This is a genomic window from Methanothrix harundinacea 6Ac (assembly GCF_000235565.1).
GTDB lineage: Archaea > Halobacteriota > Methanosarcinia > Methanotrichales > Methanotrichaceae > Methanocrinis > Methanocrinis harundinaceus.
Genome location: NC_017527.1, coordinates 2,033,278 through 2,052,853, shown reverse-complemented (window position 1 = coordinate 2,052,853; position 19,576 = coordinate 2,033,278). Strand labels below are relative to the sequence as shown.

Genomic DNA, 19,576 nt, shown 5'->3' with positions numbered 1-19,576 from the left:
GGTGAGATGGCAGCCCGACGCCCAATAAGAGCCGTCTATGGTTTTAGCCATCAAAAAAGGTATAAAGGAAGGACTGCCGGTCCTGCCGGGCGCCTTCAGAATATCGCTGCCAGAGCGTAGAGCGGCAGCATGAACGTGATCAGAAACCCTACAATCATAAGCCCGATGGCAACTCCATTTTCTCCCATGAATCTCCTCACCTCTCCATCTTCAGCCGGTTGGCCGTAAGGTTGGGAGAGGTGGTATTAATTACTATCGGCGGGTCTCAACCCCGAGCTGCTACCCCACCCGTCCGATAATCTTAATCCCCGTGGCGCTGATTTGGGTCCACCTTCGGGGACCGATCTGGTACCGGGACGACGGCGGCGCGATGATGAGCCGACCTGCCTGATGGATGATGAGGATTTTGAGTCCTGAGCGCCGTCCATGCCTCTTGATCAGAGGTCCCGGTGGGGGATCAGGTCGCAGCCGGTGCACCGATAGCACCCCGTCTCGGCGGCGTCGCCGCGGAGGCGGTGCTCGTCGAGGGCCCGCCGGAGGTGGCGGGAGAGGTCGAGGAGCCTCTCCGGAGAAGGCCTGACCATCTCGACCTCCCCGACCCTCAGGGGATGGGGGTAGACGGCCCTGATCACCGGGAGGACCCCCATCTCGGCGAGCTCCTCGATCCCCTCCCGGAGGGAGGGCTCCGATTCGCCGAGGCCGACGATGACGTTGGAGAAGACCCTGTTTCTCCCGAACCGGGCTGCGGCGTCGGCGAGGGCCGCCTTGATCTTGTCGAGGGAGGCCCCGGGGCAGACCCTTCCGAAGAGGACCGGGTCGAGGCACTCGACGTTGTACTTGATCTCGTCCGCCCCCGCCTCCTGGAGAGCCTTGCTGGACCCTCTGGCGGGGGTGACGGAGACCCCGATGGGCAGGTCGAACCTGCGGAGGGCGCGGACGATCTCGGCGACCCTCGCCACCTCCTCTTCGGGGGTCCGCTCGACGCCGCTGGTGAGGGATATCGCCTCCAGCTCCCCCGAATCGAGGGCCTGCGCCACCATCTCCACCACCCTCTCCTTCGGCTTCACCCCCCCGGAGAGCTTCGGGACGGCGCAGAACTTGCAGTCGTAGATGCACCTCTCGCTGACGGTGATGTAGGCCTGCCGGGGGCAGTGGAGGAGGGGCCTCTCCAGGACGCCCCGGGCGATCTCTCTGCCCTTGAAGAGGATAGCCACCTCCTCCCCCTCCAGCTCCACCAGCTTCAGGGGGGAGCCCTCCTCGGCGGAGAGGCGCACCCTCCGCCCGCCGGACCGGAAGAAGACGTTCCTCTCCCCGGCGCCGGGTCCCGCCGTCGAGACCGGCCCCTCGGGGCGGAAGACCTCCGGCATCTCTATCCTGCCCCAGGAGATGAGGCGGGCCTTGGTCAGTAGATCCATCGCCATCATGTATCCCCCGGGGGTTTATAAAGGATGGTCCCAGGCGATAGGAGGCTGGAGGTCGGGGCCGAAATTCCCGCCTACAGGCAGGGGAGCCAGTCCACCGCCCCGGTGGTCCCGCTGACGTTGCTGAAGAGCTGGATGTACTTCTCTATCGAGAAGACCCCGGTGACGTCCTCGACGGACCTTCCCACCTCGAAGTGCCTCCCCTTGCAGTTGGTCTTCGTGTCCATGGAGAGCCAGCCGATGTGGCCTACCCCGATGACGTTGGCGTTGAAGCTCGCCTCGATGCCGCTGTTGTTCACCTCGTTGAGGGGGCTGTTTCCGACGGTGCTGATCTGGGTGCTCTTCATCAGGCTCTCGGCGTGGGTGTACTGCTCGGTGACGACGGCACCGGCGTCGTAGTTCATGACGCAGAGCCGGTCGATCCACTTCCGGTCGTAGGTTCCGGTCTGGTAGCTGACCGGGAAGTACTCGAAGGTCGCCTCCTGGGTGAAGTTTATGGAGTTGTGGTGGACGCTCAGCTCAAACTCGGTCCGATCGTAGAAGTTCCCGGATCCGGAGATCCGTTCGATGATCTTCGAGCCGCTGTAACCCTGGCCGGTCTGGCCTATCAGCTCGTGGTTCCGGTATCCCACCCCCTGGATCACCGAGCGCTCGTAGATGTAGTTCGCAGCCGCCGCTGACCCCACCAGAACCAGGATCGAGATGATGACGGCGCTGCATAGACGACTCAAATTTAACCTCCCCGACCTCCCGTTGAAGGCGTCCTCGTTTAAAAACGTGTCGAGATTTTCTCCCGGCAAAAAATAAATAAATCGAGTTCCGGCGAAGCCGCTTCTCCCCGGTTTCGGGTCGATCAGCTCTCGGGCTGCAGGATCAATAGGCCGATCAGCTCCTCTATCAGCCCCTCGTCGAAGGGGGGAGAGGCGTCGACCCTTCGGAGGAGGTTATCAACCTCGATCCCGCCGAGGACGATCTTGGGAAGGCCGGAGGTCTTGAACCCCTCGACGATGGCGAACTCCACCCCGCTAGCCCGCAGCTCCTCCAGGGCCTCCTCCAGCCCTCCCCCTCTCGAGACCTTGAAGAGGATCCTTTCGCTTCCGACGCCGACGACGACGTCGGCCCCCGCCTCGAAGTGGCGCCTGGTGTCGCCCCTGTCCTCGACGGGGTGGCCGGGCATGTTCTTTATCGTCCCGACCCGGCCCCTTCCCCGGAGGGCCCGGACCATCGCCTCCACCAGGGTGGTCTTGCCGGACTTCTTGGTGCCCACCACCGAGATGACCTTCAATCCGACCCCTCCTTCCTCTCTCCCCGCTCCTTATCCACCCCACCCTCCTCCGCCCCGGCCCCCCACCCCGAGATGAGGGCGGCCAGGAACCGGGCGTAGATCGAGAGGTCCTCCAGGGTGACGTTCTCGTCGGGTCCGTGGGGGTTTGAGTCGGTCTGGCGGCCGACGCCGTAGACGCAGGTGGGGATCCCCGTCACCTCCGCCACGTAGGCCTGGTCGAGGCTGTACTGGGCTCCCGCGAGGCGGGGGCTCCTCCCCGAGGCCCCCTCCAGAGCTCTCCTCACCTCAGCGACCCAGGGGTGGTCGGGGTCGATCCTCATGGGGGGGTACCCCATCCACGACCGCCATTCCAGGTCGACGGGAAGGGCCGCCATCTCCCTCTCCAGCTCCGCGGCCGCCTCCTCCATCCTCTCCTCGGGTATCACCCGCCGGTCGCCCCGGAGGACGCACCGGTCGGGGACGATGTTCTCCTTGATCCCGCCGCGGATGACGGTGACGTTCAGCATCGGCCGGACGAAATCGACCCCGTGTTCCTCCAGCTCCGAGCTGGCCCGCAAGGTGGACCTCCTCGCCTCGACCCTCCCCTTCAGGTCGAGGAGGGCCTCGATCACCGGGAGGGCCTTCTCGATGGCGTTCTCCCCGAGGAAGCTCGCCCCGGAGTGGGCGGCCTTCCCCCGGACCGTCGCCTCCCAGGTGATGATCCCGTTCGACCCGATGATGACGTCGTCGGAGAAGCTGTCCATGCAGAGCATGACGTCTCCTTTCACCAGCCCCTCGTCGGCGAAGTAGCAGAGGCCGGAGTACCCTCCCCCCTCCTCGTCGGTGGTGAGGAGGACGAGGAGGTTCCGCTGGGGGCGGCCGGTGGCTTCGATGGCCCGGAGGGCGGCGATGAGGGCGGCCACCGCCCCCTTGGAGTCGGCGACCCCCCGGCCGTATATCCTCCCGTCCCGGATATCCAGGGCGAAGGGGTCTTTGGACCACCCCTCCCCGGCGGGGACGACGTCGAGGTGGGTGTAGATCACCATGGTCTCCTCCGCCCCGACGTCCAGCCGGGCCCAGAGGTTCGACCGCTCGCCAATCGCCTCCTCCCCCCGCCCCGCGAGGACCTCCGGGGGAACCACCACCTTCTCCGCCTCAAAGCCGAGGTCCCTGAAGATGGGGATCAGGTGGTCGACGATCTCGGGGTACTCTCTTCCCGGAGGGGTGACGGTCTCAAAGCCCACCAGGTCCCTGAGGTCCTCCAGCATCTCGGGGGTCCCCGCCTCGAGGCATCGGTAAAGCTCCATGAATCTCAAGCATTTTATCCTGGCCCGGGCCCTATTAAAGGCTTCTCCGACCTCCCCTCGCCGGAGCCCCCTCCATTCCGGGGCGACCCCCTCCAGAAGGCGAGAGCACTTCTCCTCGAGCCGGGGGAGGAGGACCTTTTCCAGAAATTCGGCCCGCCCCGGCCCGTACCTCCCCCGCTGGAGGTTCCTGATATGGCAGTCCAGGATCCCCCCCTCCCGGATGATCAGATCCAGCCTCCTCGGGCCGAGGTCGACCTCGTGCCACTCCGGAAGCTGGAGGGTGATCTCGAGGAAGGTGTCGGTCTCAAACCCCATCCCGCCGTACAAGGGGATCCCCCTAGATCGCCCCCGGCGCCGATACGAGGCTGACGATGGCGATGGTCAGAAGCCCCACCAGGATCATCCTCACCCCCGAGACGATCATCCGCTCGCTGCTGATCCTGGCGAGAAATATCCCCAGGACGAAGAGGCAGAGGAGGCCGAGGGCGAGGGACGCCCGGAAGGCAGCCTCCATATCGATCGCCGGGACGAAGAAGTAGGGGATGACTAGGATCATCCCCCCCAGGGCGGGGCTGATCCCGTTCACCAGGGCGACGACGACGGTGGCGAACTCCGAGGCCCTGGCGAACTGGCTCCTCTTCAGGTCTTTGAGCATGGCGCTCTCGAGCTTCCTCAGGTCCCTCCTCCTCTCGGCCCTCTCCGCCAGGTAGGCGCTGCTCATCCCCGAGATCCCGAGAGCTATGATCCCCCCAATCCCCGCCTTGATGACCACCTCGGGGTTTGAGAGCCCCGAGAAGTGGGCTCCGATGACGACCCCCATCAGGGTGAGGATCCCGTCGAAGGCGTTCATGACGAAGAGCCTTCTTGCTATCTTGAAGGCCTGGCTGACCTGAAGGTAGGTCCGGAACCGTTTCCAGCACGAATCCATATCAGGGAGAGACTGAAACCTCTTGGGCTTAATCTCTGGCGATCAGAGACCTCCCGGTCATGGCGGCGGGGGCGGGGAGGCCGAGAAGGTCGAGGACGGTGGGGGCGACGTCGGCGAGGATCCCGTCTTCCCGGAGCCTCGGCCTTTTGCCTCCGATGAGGCCGAAGGGGACGCGGTTGGTGGTGTGGGCGGTGTGGTGCTGGCCGGTCTTTCTGTCCTCCATCTGCTCGGCGTTCCCGTGGTCCGACGTCAGGAGGACGGCTCCGCCCCGGGCGAGGACCTCCGAGACGACCCGTCCGACGCAGTCGTCGACCGCCTCCACCGCCTCCACCGCCGCCTCGAAGATCCCGGTGTGGCCTACCATGTCGGAGTTGGCGTAGTTGAGGACGATGAGGTCGTAGGCCCCTCCCCGGATCTTCTCGACGACGGCGTCCGTCACCTCGAAGGCGGACATCTCCGGCTTTCTGTCGTAGGTGGCGACCTTCGGCGACGGTATCAGGAGCCTATCCTCCCCGGGGCTCGGCTCCTCCCGGCCGCCGTTGAAGAAGAAGGTGACGTGGGCGTACTTCTCCGTCTCGGCGATCCGGAGCTGTCGGAGGCCTGCCCTGCTCACCACCTCTCCCAGGGTCTCGGTGAGGTGGTCGGCGGGGAAGGCGATCGGAGCCCCGATCGACTCCTGGTACTGGGTCATGCAGACGAAGTGGACCTCGACCTTCCTCCGATCGAACTCGCAGAAGTCGGGGAGGAGGAAGGCCTTGGTGATCTGGCGGGCCCGGTCGGGCCTGAAGTTGAAGAAGATGAGGGAGTCGCCGTCTCTGACCAGGCCGTCGGGATCGATGACCGTCGGCCTGACGAACTCGTCGTCCTCCCCCCGGTCGTAGGCGGCCTGGACCGCCTCAGCGGGGCTATCGGCCCTCAGCCCCTCCCCCGAGGTCATCGCCCGGTAGGCGAGCTCCGTCCTCTCCCACCTCCGGTCCCGGTCCATGGAGTAGTACCTCCCGGCGACGGTGGCGACCTTCCCGAGGCCAAAAGACCCCATCACCTCCTCCAGCTCCCGGAAGTAGCCGAGGGCGCTCCGGGGGGGGACGTCCCTCCCGTCGAGGATGGCGTGGATCCGGACCCGCCCGAGCCCCCTATCTCGCGCGAGCCTGAGGAGGGCGAAGAGGTGGGCCTGGTGGCTGTGGACCCCCCCGTCGGATAAGAGGCCCATCAGGTGGAGGGTCCCCCCCCTATCCCTGGCCAGGTCCACCGCCTCCGCGAGGTTGGGGTTGGCGAAGAAGGTGCCGTCCTCGATGGCGAGGTTGATCCGGGTGTAGTCCTGGTAGACTATCCTCCCGGCCCCGAGGTTGAGGTGGCCCACCTCCGAGTTTCCCATCTGGCCGGGGGGGAGGCCCACGTCCAGCCCTGCGGCGCCGATGGTGGTGAACGGATAAGAGCCCTTGAGGCGGTCGATGGTGGGGGTCCTCGCGGCGGCGATGGCGTTCCCCTCCACCTCGCCGCTCTCCCCGAACCCGTCCATGATGATGAGGGTGACTGGCTTCATCGCCTTTCGGTCTCCCCGGTTCGAGATAACCCTTTCCTCCCCTAGACCTGAAAGCCGTGGTCGCCGATCAGGGGGACGAAGACGACGCCGCCGTGCTGCTCCATCTCAAACCCCTCCTCGGTCCTGACGACCAGGAGGAGCTCCTGGTAGCAGGTCCCCACGGGGATGACGAGCTTTCCCCCCACCTTCAGCTGGGCCTGGAGGGGCTCGGGGACCTTCGGCGCCGTCGCCGCGACGTTGATCCGGTCGAAGGGGGCGTGGTCGGGGAGGCCGCGGCTCCCATCCCCCTCGACGACGGTGACGTTCTCGATCCCCGCCTCCGAGAGGTTCTTCCGGGCGAAGGCGACGAGCGTTGCCACCCGCTCGATGGAGTAGACGTGGCCTTCGGGCCCCACCAGCTTCGCCATCACCGCGGCGTGGTAGCCGGAGCCGGTCCCCACGTCCAGGACCCTCATCCCCTCTCCGAGGTCGAGGAGGTCGCACATGATCGCCACCATGTGGGGGGCGGATATCGTCTGGCCGTCGCCGATGGGGAGGGGGTGGTCCTGGTAAGCCATCTGCCGCACCCGATTGGGGACGAAGAGCTCCCGGGGCGTATCTTCCATCGCCTCCAGGACCCGGTCGCTGACCCTCCCCCGGAGCATCCTCAGCATCTCCTCCTTCCTCAGAGGGCAGCCCCCCAGACCCGGACGATCTCCTTGGCGAGGGCCCTCTCCGGAGATCGGCCGTCGCGAACCCTGATCTTCTCGACCCTGTACCTTCGGCCGTCGGCGGTCCTCACCTCGCCGACGGCGAAGGGCTCGTCCCCCCTGGCGGGGACGTCGAAGGATGTGGTCCTTCCCCGCCTCTGGACCGAGACCTTCACCACCACCTCGTCCACCGCCCTCGTCCAGAGGGTCATCACCTCCCCCGCCTTCGCCCTCTCCGCCCGCCGCCCCTCCGCCAGCTCCAGGGAGGTCACCTCGACCATGACGACATCTCCGATCCCGTCGTCCACCAGGATCTCGTCGCCGACGGCGAGGAGCTCCTCCTCCGGGAGCTCGATCGTCCGCCGCGAGGAGCTCTCGGTGGCGCTGACGATCACCCTGAGGCCTGTGAGCCTCGTCCTCTCCAGCTGGTGGGGGTGGACCGTCCCGCAGGCCTCGCACCTGACGAGGTGCTCCCGTCCCAGCTTGACGGTTCCGTGTTCGGTGACTTCGCCACATTCGGGGCAGAAGATCTCCTCTTGCATGGTTACAACTCCTCCTCGAAAAACTACTAAAAGGTGACCATCCGAGGCCGGCCCTCGGGCCGGAAGGGCGGACCGTGGCCCGGGATCACCACCGTTGCCCTCCTCAAGGCCTCGATCCTGCTCCTCCTCAGGGCTTCGGGATCGGTGGCCAGCTCATCCTCCAGGTCCAGCAGGCTGGGAAGGTCGGTCCTGGGGACGGCCCCGTCCCGCCACCAGAAGAGGTCCCCCGCCACCAGCCAGGTCTCCTTCCCCGAAGGGACGAGGAGGGAGGCGTGGTCGGGAGCGTGTCCCGGCGTCGGGAGGACCTCTATCTCCGTATCCGGGAGGAACCTGCCGTAGGGGATGGCCTCGTCCCCCCGGTAGAGGAAGCTTCCGTCGCAGACCTCGGCATCCGGAAAGAGCCTGAGGTTGAGGAGATGGTCGAGGTGGCCGTGGGTGACGAATATGAGGTCGATATCCGAGGGCGATAGCCCCCGCTCCCGGAGGGCGGATAGGAGGCTCTTCCCGTCGGCTCCGGGGTCCGCCAGGACCCTCCTCCCCGGCTCCTCCAAAAGGACCGTCGAGGGCGATGCCCGGAACCCCCCGCCCGCCAGGGTCACCGCGTACCCCTCCGCCAGAACTGATATCCATGCCACCTGCTCCACCCCGGAGGATGCGATCCCTCCTCAAATGGATTTAATAAGGTAGAGGATAAAGATATGACGGGCGGCCCGTTTAGTCGGGCCTCCGGGAGTTGGGTGGTTTATGCAGAGTCTCTTCCTCTGGCTGGCCCTCGGGGCGGCGGTCCTCCTCCTCGCCGTATCCTCCACCGGGACGGCGATGGAGGCGGGCCAGGACGGCAAATCGTCGATAACGGTATCGGAGAAGAGCACCGTCCACCGGCCGGTCCTGAACATCTCAGCGGCCTCCTTCGGAGGCTTCACCAAGATAACGGTTATGAGAAACCCCTCTACGGGGACGGTGACCCGGGAGTCCTACCTTTACGGCGACTCCCTCCGCCGGGAGGCGAGGATGGAGGTGGACGAGGACGGGACGGTGATGGCCGTCTCATCCGAGTTCGACGGGATGGCGAGCCTGGGGGTGGTCAAGCTCTCGACCCCCAACGCCACCCCCCAGAGCGCCCCTGCCTTCCTGGCCTCCGAGTCTTACTATGGAAGCTTCAAGATCGACGAGAAGGTGGACGACTATGGCTCCTCTATCGCCTCCGAGCGGTCCGTCTCCGGGAGGGGGTATGTGGCGGTGGATAAGAAGGTCGGCGACCACCTGAGGACCCACGAGGCGGGGACGGGCTCTTACGCCTCCGAAGAGCGGATCGACGCCTATACGAGCTACATCTCCAAGGCCGTCTCCCTCTCCTCGGAGCCGACGCCCTTCGGGGCTCTCGGGATCTCGGCGAACCTCTCCATCCCCTGGAGGGAGGGGATCTACTCCAGAAATGAGGGGAAAAGCTACATCGGCGAGGAGTACTCCGGATTGACGAGCCTCGATAAGACGACGATCGTCCGGGGCCTCGGGGAGATGGAGACGGAGGCGAACTTCTCGGGGACGGCCCGGTACCGGCTGATCTCGTCGGAGGAGCTGGAGATGGACGAATCCTACCGCGGCGACTACTCCATATCGAGGAACGTCGCCCTCCAACAGCCTCTGGTCCGCGATCCCCACCTCTCGGTGGCGAAGGAGGGTACGATCGACTATGAGGGGGATAGGACCCTTGCCCGCTACGTCATCACCCTGGAGAACGACGGCGGCAAGACCCTGGAGCCGGTCCTCGTCAGGGACGTCTTTCCGCCGGGGGGGATCTTCGTCCGGTCGAGCCTGAGGCCGACCCTCACCTCCGACGGGGCCAACTGGTCCCTCACCCACCTCTCGCCGGGGGACGAGAGAGAGATCGAGCTCGTCCTCGACGTGACGAACTTCCGGGGTGAGGAGCTGGTCAACCGGGTCGTCGCCTTCGGCGGCCTCGAAGGCTCCTGGATCTCGGCCGCAAACTTCTCCGGCATCGAGATCAACTGGCTCACCTGCTCCTCCCCCGGCGCCGTCTCCATCTCCAAGGCCGGAGATGTGGACGAGGCGGTCGGAAACCGCGTCTGGTACACCCTGGAGGTTGAGAACCTCGGAGATCGCCCCCTGGTGGCTAATGTGACCGACCGGCTCCCCGACGGGATGAGGCTGATCTACTCGTCGCCGATCTTCGCCTCCTACGAGGACGGCGTCGCGACCTGGAACCTGGTCGACCTCGCCCCCGGAGAGGTCGAGACCGTCGCCTACGGCGTCGAGGCTCTCTGGAGCGGGAGGTTTGTCAACCTAGCCGGGGTCGAGGCGAGGACTGCGGACGGCACGTCTCTCCGGCCGGCGACGGCGAGATCCGTCGTCGAGGTCGAGGAGTTCGAGGGGGAGCGGCCCCGCCCCGGCTGGCAGCCCCCCGCCTGGGGGCTTGGCGAGGCGGAGGAGATCTGGGGATAGAGATGTTCAGAGTGGAGATCCGAGACGAGGTGGAGATCCGGGGCTCGCCGGAGGAGGTCTGGCGGATTCTCACGGACTTCGAGGCCTACAGGGATTGGAACCCCTTCATCAGGCCGGTGGTGGGGGTGGCGTCGGAGGGGGCGAGGCTCCGGGTCCAGATCAGGCCTCCGGGCGGAAGGGCGATGGCCTTCCGGCCGAGGGTGACGAGGGTCGCGAGAGGCCGGGAGCTCCGGTGGCTGGGGAGGCTATGGCTTCCGGGCATCCTGGATGGAGAGCACATCTTCGAGATCGAGCCCCTGGGGCCCGACCGGGTGAGGCTCGTCCAGCGGGAGATCTTCTCCGGCCTCCTCGTACCCCTGGCGAGAGGCCGGATCCGGGAGGAGACCATCGCCGGCTTCAGGGAGATGGACCGGGCCCTGAAGGAGAGGGCCGAAGCCTCTGGATCGGGCTATGGGGGATCGCCCCCTTCAGCCCCGGGGGCGTGACGGACCGGAGCGTCTCTCGCATCTCCGGATCGGGGGTCCAGAACCTTTATATCTAATCAGAGGGAAAGGTAAGGCCCGTTTGGTGTATCGAATGGTCGATCATTACCAACCCCCTTATTGCTCCCCCATACCGGAGGGGGAGGCCCTCCTCCCCGGAGAGAGGAGCTCCTACGTCTGCCGGCACTGCGGCGCCACCCCCTTCATGGACGGGTCTCATCACCACGAGAGCTGCCCTCGATACCGGCTCTGAGGTCGGATATGCCGGAGGGTCCCGGAGAAGCCTGAGAGACGGGTGCCAGGTTGAGGTGTGGAAAGACCGCAGTCCTTCTCAAAGAGATCTTTTAGATGGATTCTGATTATTATATCCCGTCATCTGGGCAAAAAAGATCCTGAAAAATTGGGCGGGTGAAGGATTTGGATGATCCTTCTACCCCTCCAGGGAGATCCTCCCCCCACCCCTCCCGACGTTGTGCCTGATCTCCAGGGAGTCGGTGGACGAGATCGACCAGATTATATTGACGGTCTCCCCCGGCCGGAAGGCCTGGTCGAACCGGTCCCCCGTATCCATCCTCCGTTCAAACTCGATCACCGTCCAGCCGTCGGCCTCCCTTCCCCCGAAGCTCAGGATGTCGTCGGTCCCGCCGAGCTCCTCGTCCGGGGGGTGGGGGCCGTAGACCCCCGTCGAGTAGAGGTCGAGGACCGTAGCCTCACCCCCGCTGACCCAGCCCATCACCATGTCGGCGTCCTTCATCGCCTGGGTAGGCTCGAAGCCTATCGCCACGAACCCCTCGGCCTGGCCGGCGAGCCCCATGTAGAGGGTCTCGCCATCGTTCCTCCAGCTGACGACGTACCTTCCGCCGGATAGGGTGAGGTTCTTCGAGTACTCCCCCTCGGAGATGACGCCGTCAGCTGCCCATCCGGCGGCCTCTAAGGGGATTTCGTGGACGGTGAGGACGGTGGAGGGGGCTTCTTCGGCGGAGCTCCCGGCGACCTGGGCGGTGGGCCCAGGGACGGCTTCGTCTTCATCGCCCTCATCGGTCTCGTCTTCTCCCGCGGCGGCTTCCGCCGCTCCCCCGAGGCGGAACGCCACGAGCTTGGGGTCGGCCCCGACCCCGGCGGGCCAGACGATCGTCTCGCCGGCTACGGCGGGCCAGCCGTTGATCCCGGCCGGAGCCCTCATCTCCCATACCTCCTCTCCCGTCTCCGCCCTGAAGGCGTGGATGGTGCCGTCGTACTCCGCGGCGAAGACGAGGTCGTTTATCACCGTCGCTCCGCCGAGGGCCATCGTCTCGAAGGACCTGATCCAGAGGATCTTGCCTGTCGAGGCATCGATCGCCACGAGCTCTCCGGTCCCGTTGTTGAAGTCTATCGTCGAAGTGTCGAGGGAGGTCGGCGTCCAGTCGGTGAACAAGTTCACCACGGGGACGTAGAGGACGCCGTCGGAGTAGGCCATGGGGGTCTCAACCCCGCCCAGAACTCCGGGGTATATCCTCGTAGTCCCTTCGGGGAGGACGTCCAGCTGGGCGGCCTCGTCGTACCTCCCGACGACCGCGGACCAGAGGAGCTCTCCGGAGGTTCTATCGAAGGCGTAGACCTTCCCCATCTTCCCGGCCCCGTAGACCACCTTCTGGGATCTTCCACCGGAATCCCGTTCCGCCAGTATCGGAGAGATCTGGAAGTCGTGGTCGAAGAGGTCGTGGGGGAGGACCTGATGGTACCAGATCATATCGCCGGTGGCGTGATCGAGGGCGACGAGGCTGTCGGTATAGAGGTTAGGTCCGGGCCTGCTCGTCCCGCTCGGCCACTCCTCGGTCCCGGGGAAGGGGGCCGGGTTGCCGGTACCCCAGAAGGTGATCCCGGTCTCGACGTCAACGGCGGGCGGATACCAGGCGCCTCCGCCGCTGTTAACCCCGGGGTTACCCCAGAGGTCGGGGGAGTCCACGGTGGAGAACTCCCAGACTATATCCCCGGTCTCGGCGTCCAGGGCGCTGATCACCCCGATCCCCCCGGGGGCGTAGAAGACGTCCCCGGTCCCCGGGACGGTGGAGACGTAGACGAGGCCGGCGTAGACGGAGGGCTGAATGTCGATCCCCGTGGTCGCGACCTCCGAGAGCCTCGTCGTCCAGACCTCCTCCCCGGTCCCGGCGTCGAGGGCGGTGACGTTGTAGAGGTCTTTTGCTACGAAGACCTTCCCCCAGCCGACGGCAGGTCCGTTGGGGCCGACGACCTCGGTGACGTTGTAGAACCTCGACCATATGGGGTCGCCGGTCTCCAGGTCCAGGGCGAAGACGTTGCACCTCAGGTCCTGGAAGTAGACGACGTCCCCGACGATGATGGGGTTAGAAGCCGCGGCGCCGTAGGCCCCGATCCCCGGTATGGGAAACGACCAGACGACGCCCAGCTCCCCGACGTTCTCGGAGTTTATGGCGGAGCCGGCGGCCGCCCTGGTGTTCTCATAGTCGCCGTTGGGGAGGGGCCAGTCTCTAGCCCCGTCCGACACCTCCGGGGGAATCGGACCTCCTCCGGCGGGGCTGGCGGCGAGAGCCGCCACGGCGAGGATCAGGGCAAAGATCCCCGCCGCCGTTCCGATCGATCTTCCGAATTTTAGCAAGGCGATCACCTCTTTTGCCTCTTAAATCCCTCTATACTCTCCTCATTTATCTTTTCTTTCATATAGGCAGGACCAATCCTCGGATGGTCCGGGGGGCGATCTCCTGGAGGATGGAGAGGTCGCTGGACGGGTGGACCGCGGAGGGTTCCTCCCGGCGCCGGGCCCTGAAGGGACTTTTGCCTGCAGCAAGGCCCCCCCGGGAAGAAAAGCTTAAATCGATTCGCGGAGACATATAAAGCGCCTATAAGGCAAAAAGTGGGAGGTTAGTCATGAAATACTCTGGATTTGTAGGAATCGCCCTTGTGGCCTCCGCCCTCTTCGGAGGGCTCGTGGCCGCCGAGGATCTGACCCCCGACGATATCATGCTGGAGATGGAGACGAACATGACCATCACCGGCCTCAGCTACGCCGACGACGACGAATGGGTCGAGGTGGTGAACCCCGGGATGGCGAGCCAGGATTTCACCTTCTGGACCCTGGAGGATGAGAACAACAACACCTACCTCTTCCCCGAGGGTTTCGTCCTCCTGCCGGGAGCGGCAGTGAAGGTCCACACCGGCATGGGGAATGCGACGGAGACCGATCTCTACTGGGGTCGCGACGACCTGGTATGGGATGATGAAGAGGTGGCGACCCTCAAGAACGCCGCCGGCGAGATCGTCGCCCGTTATCCGGAGAGCGCCTGAGCTCAGAAGAGCCCTCGCTCTCCTCCCTATTTTTCCTCTCCCCATCTCCGTTGCGCGATGTTGTTCTCTTCCACCCTTCCCGTTTCCGGGGGGCGTCCGGCTTTTCTTTCAAACTTCTGAGCAATCGAAATACTATATTTAAAAACTTGAATATATCTAAAATAGAAGAAGTAACTGTCGATTTTAGAGCCATTTAGCGCCATAATGGCCAATATATCCTCGATCTCGCCTCTTTAGACTAATGGACAATTTTTGAGATAACTTTATATCTTTTGAGAATGAGTACTTCTCTCAGGAGGTATAGAAGATATGAACTCCGTATCGATGGTACTGAGGCTGATCCTGACATCGGCGCTGGCAATTTCGGCCGTCGGGATCTCCTGGGCAGAGGATGAGAAAGTCGGGATCGATGCTGAAATGGAGGGCGTTTACGGCGTCGTGATCGAGAACGTCAGCTGGGTCGACGAGTGGGTTGAGATATCGAACCTCGGGGAGGCTGCCCAGGATCTGACGGGCTGGACTCTGAAGGACGAGCAGAACCACACCTACACCTTCCCCGAGGGTTTCGTCCTGATGGAGGGGGTATCGGTCCTGGTTCATACCGGCGTCGGTGACGACACGGCCACCGACCTCTACATGGACCTGGCCAGCCCCATCTGGAACAACGGCGGCGACGTCGCCACCCTGCTGGACCCTGACGGGAACGTCATCTCCACCTTCATCAGTCCGGAGGAGGAGGGCGAGGAGTAGGATGGAGGGGGCGGAAAGGCCTTGATCTGATCCGGCATCCGATGGAGATCGGGATCGCTGAGATGATCGGCCCCTCCTCCTCGGATCCTTTCCCCGTCTCTTTTTGGCGGTATATTTTTAATTACTATAAATCAATAAAAACTTTCTAATACCCTTCACCAGAAGGCCCGGGGGTCTCCCAAACCTCCTCCTGCCCGCCCCTCCCGGGACGAGCCCCCTCAGATCCAGCGGCGAACCCTTCTCCTGTAGTCGAGGTACTCCTCGCCGAAGGCCTCCTCCAGCATCTCCTCCTCCCTTCGGATGAAGAGCGCCTCCATCAGGCCCGCGAAGATCAACGGGAAGGAGAAGCTCGCAAGAGAGCCGAAGACGACCGCCTCCCCGAGGAGGATCGCGGCCATCCCCAGATACATCGGGTGGCGGCTGATCCGGAAGGGGCCTGAGATTACGAGGGCGGTGGGCATCTCCCGGGGCTTCACCGTGGTCTTCCTCCTCTTGAAGAGAGAATCCGCCCACAGGTTCAAGATGACGCCGAGGCCGATGAGCAGAAATCCAACAAAAGCCCATGGAGGATCCGCCACCTGTCGCGTTGGATATGAGTAGTGTAACGCGGCGGATAGGACGAGGAGGGCGGCGAAGATCGTCGGGGGCTGGATCTCGGTCTTCATCCTGTCAAAAATTATCGGACCCGGGATAAATATCTTATCCAGGCTTTCGCCCGGCGTCCATCTCCATCGGACCCGCGGGGGAGGAGAGCGTCCTCGAGGATATGGACCTGAAGCCCGCCCTCTTCATCGAGGAGGCGATCTCCCCCCGGTCGAAGGCGATCTCGCCCCTCAGAAGCTCCGCCGGGAGCCATCCGAGCTTCATCGCCGTCGGCTTCGTCCTCTCGGCGGTGAGGCCGTCGTGGAGGCTCACAAAGACGCCGCCGGGGTTCAGGGCGTCCAAGACCTTCTTCATCAGGGGATCGAGCCTCCCCCGAGAGGAGTAGAGGGAGGCGGAGGCGAGGATGAGGTCGTACTCCCCTCCGATGGGGTCCTGGGAGAAGTCCCCGGCGACCACCTCCACCCGCCCCTCCATCTCCGCCTCCCGGACGAACCTCTCGGCAGCCTCCGCCACCGGCGGGAGGTCGAAGACGACGCCCCTCATCTCCGGGTGGGCGGCCACCACCGCCACAGAGATCAGCCCCGGCCCGCCCCCCAGGTCCAGCATCCTCCGGAAGGATGGCGCCTCCGGAAGCTCTCCGATCGCCCTCGCCACCATCTCGGCGACCCCGGCCCGCTGGTACTCGGCGACGGCGGCCGCCCAACGGTCCGCCGCCGACGACGTCGCCTCAGCCGCCATCCCCTCTCCCGGTGGGCCTTCGACGACGAGCCGGGGCATCTCCTCAAGGGCCGACTCTATCTGCCGCCAGACCTCCAATAGATACCCTCCGACGGGGGCGGGGCCATCGCGGGCGAGATGGTTCGCTGCGATCCCCGAGTTCTGGTAGAGCCCCTCCTCCTTGACGACGAGGTCGAAGGCGGCAAGGCCGTCGAGGAAGATCCTCGTCGTCTCGGGAGAGCCGCCGAGGATCTCCGCCAGCTCCTCCGACGACCTCCTCTCCCCGAGGTGGTCGAAGACCCCAAGCTCGATCCCGGTGAGGAGGAGCCTCGTCTTGATGGGGGCGATGAGGAGGTCGTAAAGCTCCGAGAAGCCTGCGACCGCCTCCTGCATCTCCGCTCCATCCGGTCTCATCTGGCAGCCCTCGAATAGACCGTCCTCCCGTCGTACCAGATCCGGAGGATCCGGTGGTAAGGGATCATCGTCTCGCCTCGGGCGAAGAAGGACCTGCCGAGGGAGATCTCGCTCCCCTTCAGGGTGATCCTGTCCTTCGGAGCCCCCCGGTGGAGGACCTCGATCTCGCACCTCTCCATATCGAGGCCCCGCCACTTGATCTCGTTCAGGATCTCCCTGGGGTGTCTTCTCCCCTTATCAAACTCGGCCATCCTATCTCCTTTTTCCCTCCCCATATCCCTCTCATCCTATTATCCCTCTCCCTGAGAAAGCCTTTTAGGGGATCGGGCTATTCGCTCATCCATCCCGGTTAATTCGGACTTGATCGAAATGTTCCCCGAGGACGCTTACCATCTGGAGTTCTTCAAAGACGAGGGCTTCACCCGGAAGACCTGCGAGAGGTGCGGCGGCAGCTTCTGGACGAGGGACCCCTCCAGGACCACCTGCGGAGACCCTCCCTGCGATCCCTACACCTTCATAGGATCGCCGGTCTTCCGCCGGGAGATCGGCCTGGACGAGATGCGGGAGCACTACCTCTCCTTCTTCGAGGGAAAGGGCCACACCCGGATAAAGAGGTATCCGGTGATAGCGCGGTGGAGGGACGACATCTACCTCACCATAGCCTCCATCGCCGACTTTCAGCCCTTCATCACCTCGGGGGAGGTACCCCCGCCCGCAAACCCCCTGACGGTATCCCAGCCCTGCATCAGGCTCGACGACCTCGACTCCGTCGGGAGGAGCGGCCGCCACCTCACCACCTTCGAGATGATGGCCCACCACGTCTTCAACACCCCCGAGGAGGAGATCTACTGGAAGGACAGGACCGTCGCCCTCTGCGACGAGCTCCTCCTGGGCCTGGGGGCCGATCCCCTGGCCATAACCTACAAGGAGTCGCCCTGGGCCGGAGGAGGGAACGCCGGCCCCTCCGTCGAGGTGATGATGGGAGGCCTCGAGCTCGCGACCCTCGTCTTTATGGATATGAAGCTCTCGCCCCGGGGCGAGCACTTGATCAAGGGAGAGCGGTACGACCGGATGGATAACTACATCGTCGACACCGGCTACGGCCTGGAGAGGTTCGTCTGGGCCTCCAGGGGCTCCCCGACGATATACGACGCCATCTTCCCCGACGTGGTGGCCACCATTACGGATCTCGCGGGGCTTCAATCTTCTGTATCCGACGAGGAGCGGGCCCGGATCCTCGCCTCGAACGCCCGCCTCGCCGGGATGGTCGACCTGGAGGATGCGACCCTCCGGGACCTCCGGGGGCGCGTCGCAAAGGAGATAGGGATCTCGGCGGAGAAGCTCGACGAGATCATCACCCCTCTGGAGCGGATCTACGCCGTCGCTGACCACACGAGGTGCCTCGCCTACATGCTCGGGGACGGGATCATCCCCTCCAACGTCAAGGCGGGCTACCTCGCCCGCCTCGTCATCCGGAGGACCCTCCGGCAGATGAAGGACCTCTCCATCGAGGTGCCTCTATCCGACCTGGTATCGATGCAGATCTCGAGGCTCGACTACACCGACCTCGATGGAAGGCTCGGAACCATCGTCGAGATCCTCGACCAGGAGGAGGAGAGGTACGCCGAGACCCTGGAGAAGGGCCGGCGCCTCGTGAAGAGGATCGCCGAGGGGCGCGGGAAGAGGGGGGAGACGATCCCCCTCTCGGAGATGATATCCCTCTACGACTCCCACGGGATACCGCCGGAGATCGCCAGGGAGGCGGCCCTGGAGGAGGGGGTCGAGGTCGAGCTCCCCGACAACTTCTACTCCCGGGTCGCGAGCACCCACATCAAGGCCGAGAAGTTGGAGAAGGAGGAGTCGAAGATCGACCTCCCCGAGACCCGCCGGCTCTTCTACGAGCGCCCCTTCGAGAGGAAGTTCCAGGCGAGGGTCCTCGGCCTCGTCGACGGGGCGGTCGTCCTGGACCAGACCCTCTTCTACCCCGAGGGGGGCGGCCAGCCCGGAGACCGCGGCCTGATCCGGAAGGGGTCGGGGGCCTTCAGGGTCGTCGACGTCCAGGCGGCGGGAAGGGTCGTCCTCCACAGGATCGCCGAGGAGGAGTCGGAGGCCGCCGCCGCCGAGGTCCGGCCCGGCGACTTCATCGAGGGGGAGGTGGATATCTCCCGGAGGCTCGCCCTCGCCAGACACCACACCGCCGCCCACATCATCCACGACTCGGCGAAGAAGGTCCTGGGAAGCCACATCTGGCAGGCCGGTGCCCAGAAGGCCGAGGACCGGGCCCGCCTCGACATCTCCCACTACAAGCGGATAACCCGGGAGGAGCTGAAGGAGATCGAGCTCCTGGCGAACAGGATGGTGATGGAGAACATCCCCATATCGACGGGGTGGCTCGACAGGTCCGAGGCGGAGAAGAGGTTCGGCTTCGAGCTCTACCAGGGGGGCGTCCCGCCGGGGAAGTCTATCCGGGTCGTCCAGATGGGGACCGACGTCGAGGCCTGCGCCGGGACCCACTGCACCAACACTGGGATGGTCGGCCCCATCAAGGTCCTCAGGACCGAGCGGGTCCAGGACGGGGTGGAGAGGATCGAGTTTGCGGCCGGCGAGGCCGCCGTCCTCCGGGGTCAGGAGAAAGACGACCTCCTCTTCGGAGCCGCCGAAGCCCTCAGCGTCCCCGCGGAGCAGCTCCCCAGGACCGCTACCAGGTTCTTCGAGGAGTGGAAGGACCTCAAGAAGGAGGCGGCCCGCCTCAAAGAGGAGCTGGCCCGGGCCCAGGTGGAGAGCCTGACCAGCAGGGCCATCGAAGCAGGCGACCTCAAGGTGGTCGTGGCGACCCTGGAGAACGCCGACGTCGAGGAGCTGATCAAGGCGGCCTCCATGATCTCGGGGAAGGACTACGTCGCGATCCTGGGAAGCGAGAAGGAGGGGGCGAAGATCGTCGCCGCCGTGGGGAAGACGGGTTTAGCCAGAGGCCTTGCGGCCGGGGAGATCGTCAAGGCCGCGACCAAGGTCGTCGGCGGCGGGGGCGGCGGAAAGCCCGAGATCGCCCAGGGAGGCGGTCCCCGGGCGGAGCGGCTCTCGGAGGCGCTGGAGGCGGGTCTGGCGAAGGTCCGGGCCGCCTCCGGGGCCTGAGCTATCCTCTTATCCTCTTTT

The 19,576-nt window shown here is 64.9% G+C and carries 19 protein-coding genes; 6 read left to right on the top strand and 13 right to left on the bottom strand.

Annotated features, from left to right (window positions below; translation table 11 throughout):
* Positions 1-437: 437 nt before the first annotated feature.
* The 9 genes from MHAR_RS09665 to MHAR_RS09625 all read right to left on the bottom strand — a co-directional run bounded on the left by MHAR_RS09665 (position 438) and on the right by MHAR_RS09625 (position 8,329).
* Positions 438-1,415 carry a radical SAM protein gene (locus tag MHAR_RS09665; RefSeq protein ID WP_014587429.1) on the bottom strand — a complete coding sequence of 326 codons (978 nt, stop codon included), beginning with the start codon at positions 1,413-1,415 and terminating at the stop codon, positions 438-440.
* Positions 1,416-1,495: 80 nt separating this feature from the next.
* Positions 1,496-2,152: a hypothetical protein gene (locus MHAR_RS09660; protein WP_014587428.1), complete on the bottom strand. Its 657-nt coding sequence runs from the start codon at positions 2,150-2,152 to the stop codon at positions 1,496-1,498.
* Positions 2,153-2,274: 122 nt separating this feature from the next.
* On the bottom strand, positions 2,275-2,706 hold the full coding sequence (mobB, locus tag MHAR_RS09655) for a molybdopterin-guanine dinucleotide biosynthesis protein B (protein ID WP_014587427.1): 432 nt from the start codon (positions 2,704-2,706) through the stop codon (positions 2,275-2,277).
* A complete protein-coding gene (locus MHAR_RS09650) occupies positions 2,703-4,319 on the bottom strand; it encodes a M20 family metallopeptidase (RefSeq protein ID WP_014587426.1) in 1,617 nt (538 codons plus the stop codon). Before MHAR_RS09650 ends, mobB begins: the two co-directional genes overlap by 4 nt.
* Positions 4,320-4,329: 10 nt before the next feature.
* A complete protein-coding gene (locus MHAR_RS09645) occupies positions 4,330-4,920 on the bottom strand; it encodes a VIT1/CCC1 transporter family protein (protein WP_014587425.1) in 591 nt (196 codons plus the stop codon).
* Positions 4,921-4,948: 28 nt separating this feature from the next.
* A complete protein-coding gene (gpmI, locus tag MHAR_RS09640) occupies positions 4,949-6,463 on the bottom strand; it encodes a 2,3-bisphosphoglycerate-independent phosphoglycerate mutase (RefSeq protein WP_014587424.1) in 1,515 nt (504 codons plus the stop codon).
* Between the two features lie 41 nt (positions 6,464-6,504).
* Positions 6,505-7,116 (bottom strand): protein-L-isoaspartate(D-aspartate) O-methyltransferase, encoded by a 612-nt coding sequence (locus tag MHAR_RS09635; RefSeq protein ID WP_048144591.1) that lies wholly within the window; start codon positions 7,114-7,116, stop codon positions 6,505-6,507.
* 11 nt (positions 7,117-7,127) lie between these two features.
* Entirely contained in the window at positions 7,128-7,694 is a 567-nt protein-coding gene (locus tag MHAR_RS09630) for an HVO_0476 family zinc finger protein (protein WP_014587422.1), read from the bottom strand.
* A 26-nt stretch (positions 7,695-7,720) separates the two neighbouring features.
* Positions 7,721-8,329 (bottom strand): MBL fold metallo-hydrolase, encoded by a 609-nt coding sequence (locus MHAR_RS09625; protein WP_187287811.1) that lies wholly within the window; start codon positions 8,327-8,329, stop codon positions 7,721-7,723.
* Positions 8,330-8,438: 109 nt separating this feature from the next.
* Here MHAR_RS09625 and MHAR_RS09620 point away from each other — a divergent pair, with 109 nt between their 5' ends.
* From MHAR_RS09620 to MHAR_RS13770, 3 genes are all read left to right on the top strand, one after another.
* Positions 8,439-10,157, top strand: a complete 1,719-nt coding sequence (locus MHAR_RS09620; protein WP_014587420.1) for a DUF11 domain-containing protein — start codon at positions 8,439-8,441, stop codon at positions 10,155-10,157.
* Between the two features lie 2 nt (positions 10,158-10,159).
* A complete protein-coding gene (locus tag MHAR_RS09615) occupies positions 10,160-10,642 on the top strand; it encodes an SRPBCC domain-containing protein (protein ID WP_014587419.1) in 483 nt (160 codons plus the stop codon).
* Between the two features lie 79 nt (positions 10,643-10,721).
* A complete protein-coding gene (locus MHAR_RS13770) occupies positions 10,722-10,892 on the top strand; it encodes a hypothetical protein (protein ID WP_187287810.1) in 171 nt (56 codons plus the stop codon).
* Between the two features lie 177 nt (positions 10,893-11,069).
* On the opposite strand, the gene MHAR_RS12600 is transcribed toward MHAR_RS13770, so the two are convergent.
* Positions 11,070-13,262 (bottom strand): outer membrane protein assembly factor BamB family protein, encoded by a 2,193-nt coding sequence (locus MHAR_RS12600; RefSeq protein WP_081472323.1) that lies wholly within the window; start codon positions 13,260-13,262, stop codon positions 11,070-11,072.
* A gap of 260 nt (positions 13,263-13,522) precedes the next feature.
* Here MHAR_RS12600 and MHAR_RS09605 point away from each other — a divergent pair, with 260 nt between their 5' ends.
* Both MHAR_RS09605 and MHAR_RS09595 read left to right on the top strand, forming a co-directional pair.
* Positions 13,523-13,939: a lamin tail domain-containing protein gene (locus MHAR_RS09605; RefSeq protein ID WP_014587417.1), complete on the top strand. Its 417-nt coding sequence runs from the start codon at positions 13,523-13,525 to the stop codon at positions 13,937-13,939.
* Positions 13,940-14,248: 309 nt separating this feature from the next.
* Positions 14,249-14,689 carry a lamin tail domain-containing protein gene (locus MHAR_RS09595; protein ID WP_014587416.1) on the top strand — a complete coding sequence of 147 codons (441 nt, stop codon included), beginning with the start codon at positions 14,249-14,251 and terminating at the stop codon, positions 14,687-14,689.
* A gap of 218 nt (positions 14,690-14,907) precedes the next feature.
* Here MHAR_RS09595 and MHAR_RS09590 read toward each other — a convergent pair whose 3' ends face one another.
* From MHAR_RS09590 to MHAR_RS09580, 3 genes are read right to left on the bottom strand one after another with little or no spacing between them, the layout of a single operon-like run.
* Positions 14,908-15,354: a methyltransferase family protein gene (locus tag MHAR_RS09590; protein WP_014587415.1), complete on the bottom strand. Its 447-nt coding sequence runs from the start codon at positions 15,352-15,354 to the stop codon at positions 14,908-14,910.
* A 34-nt stretch (positions 15,355-15,388) separates the two neighbouring features.
* Complete coding sequence (locus MHAR_RS09585) at positions 15,389-16,423, bottom strand: methyltransferase (protein WP_014587414.1); 1,035 nt, start codon at positions 16,421-16,423, stop codon at positions 15,389-15,391.
* Positions 16,420-16,674: a DUF504 domain-containing protein gene (locus tag MHAR_RS09580; RefSeq protein WP_048145023.1), complete on the bottom strand. Its 255-nt coding sequence runs from the start codon at positions 16,672-16,674 to the stop codon at positions 16,420-16,422. Before MHAR_RS09580 ends, MHAR_RS09585 begins: the two co-directional genes overlap by 4 nt.
* A gap of 118 nt (positions 16,675-16,792) precedes the next feature.
* Here MHAR_RS09580 and alaS point away from each other — a divergent pair, with 118 nt between their 5' ends.
* Positions 16,793-19,555 (top strand): alanine--tRNA ligase, encoded by a 2,763-nt coding sequence (gene alaS / locus MHAR_RS09575; protein ID WP_014587412.1) that lies wholly within the window; start codon positions 16,793-16,795, stop codon positions 19,553-19,555.
* Positions 19,556-19,576 lie beyond the last annotated feature (21 nt).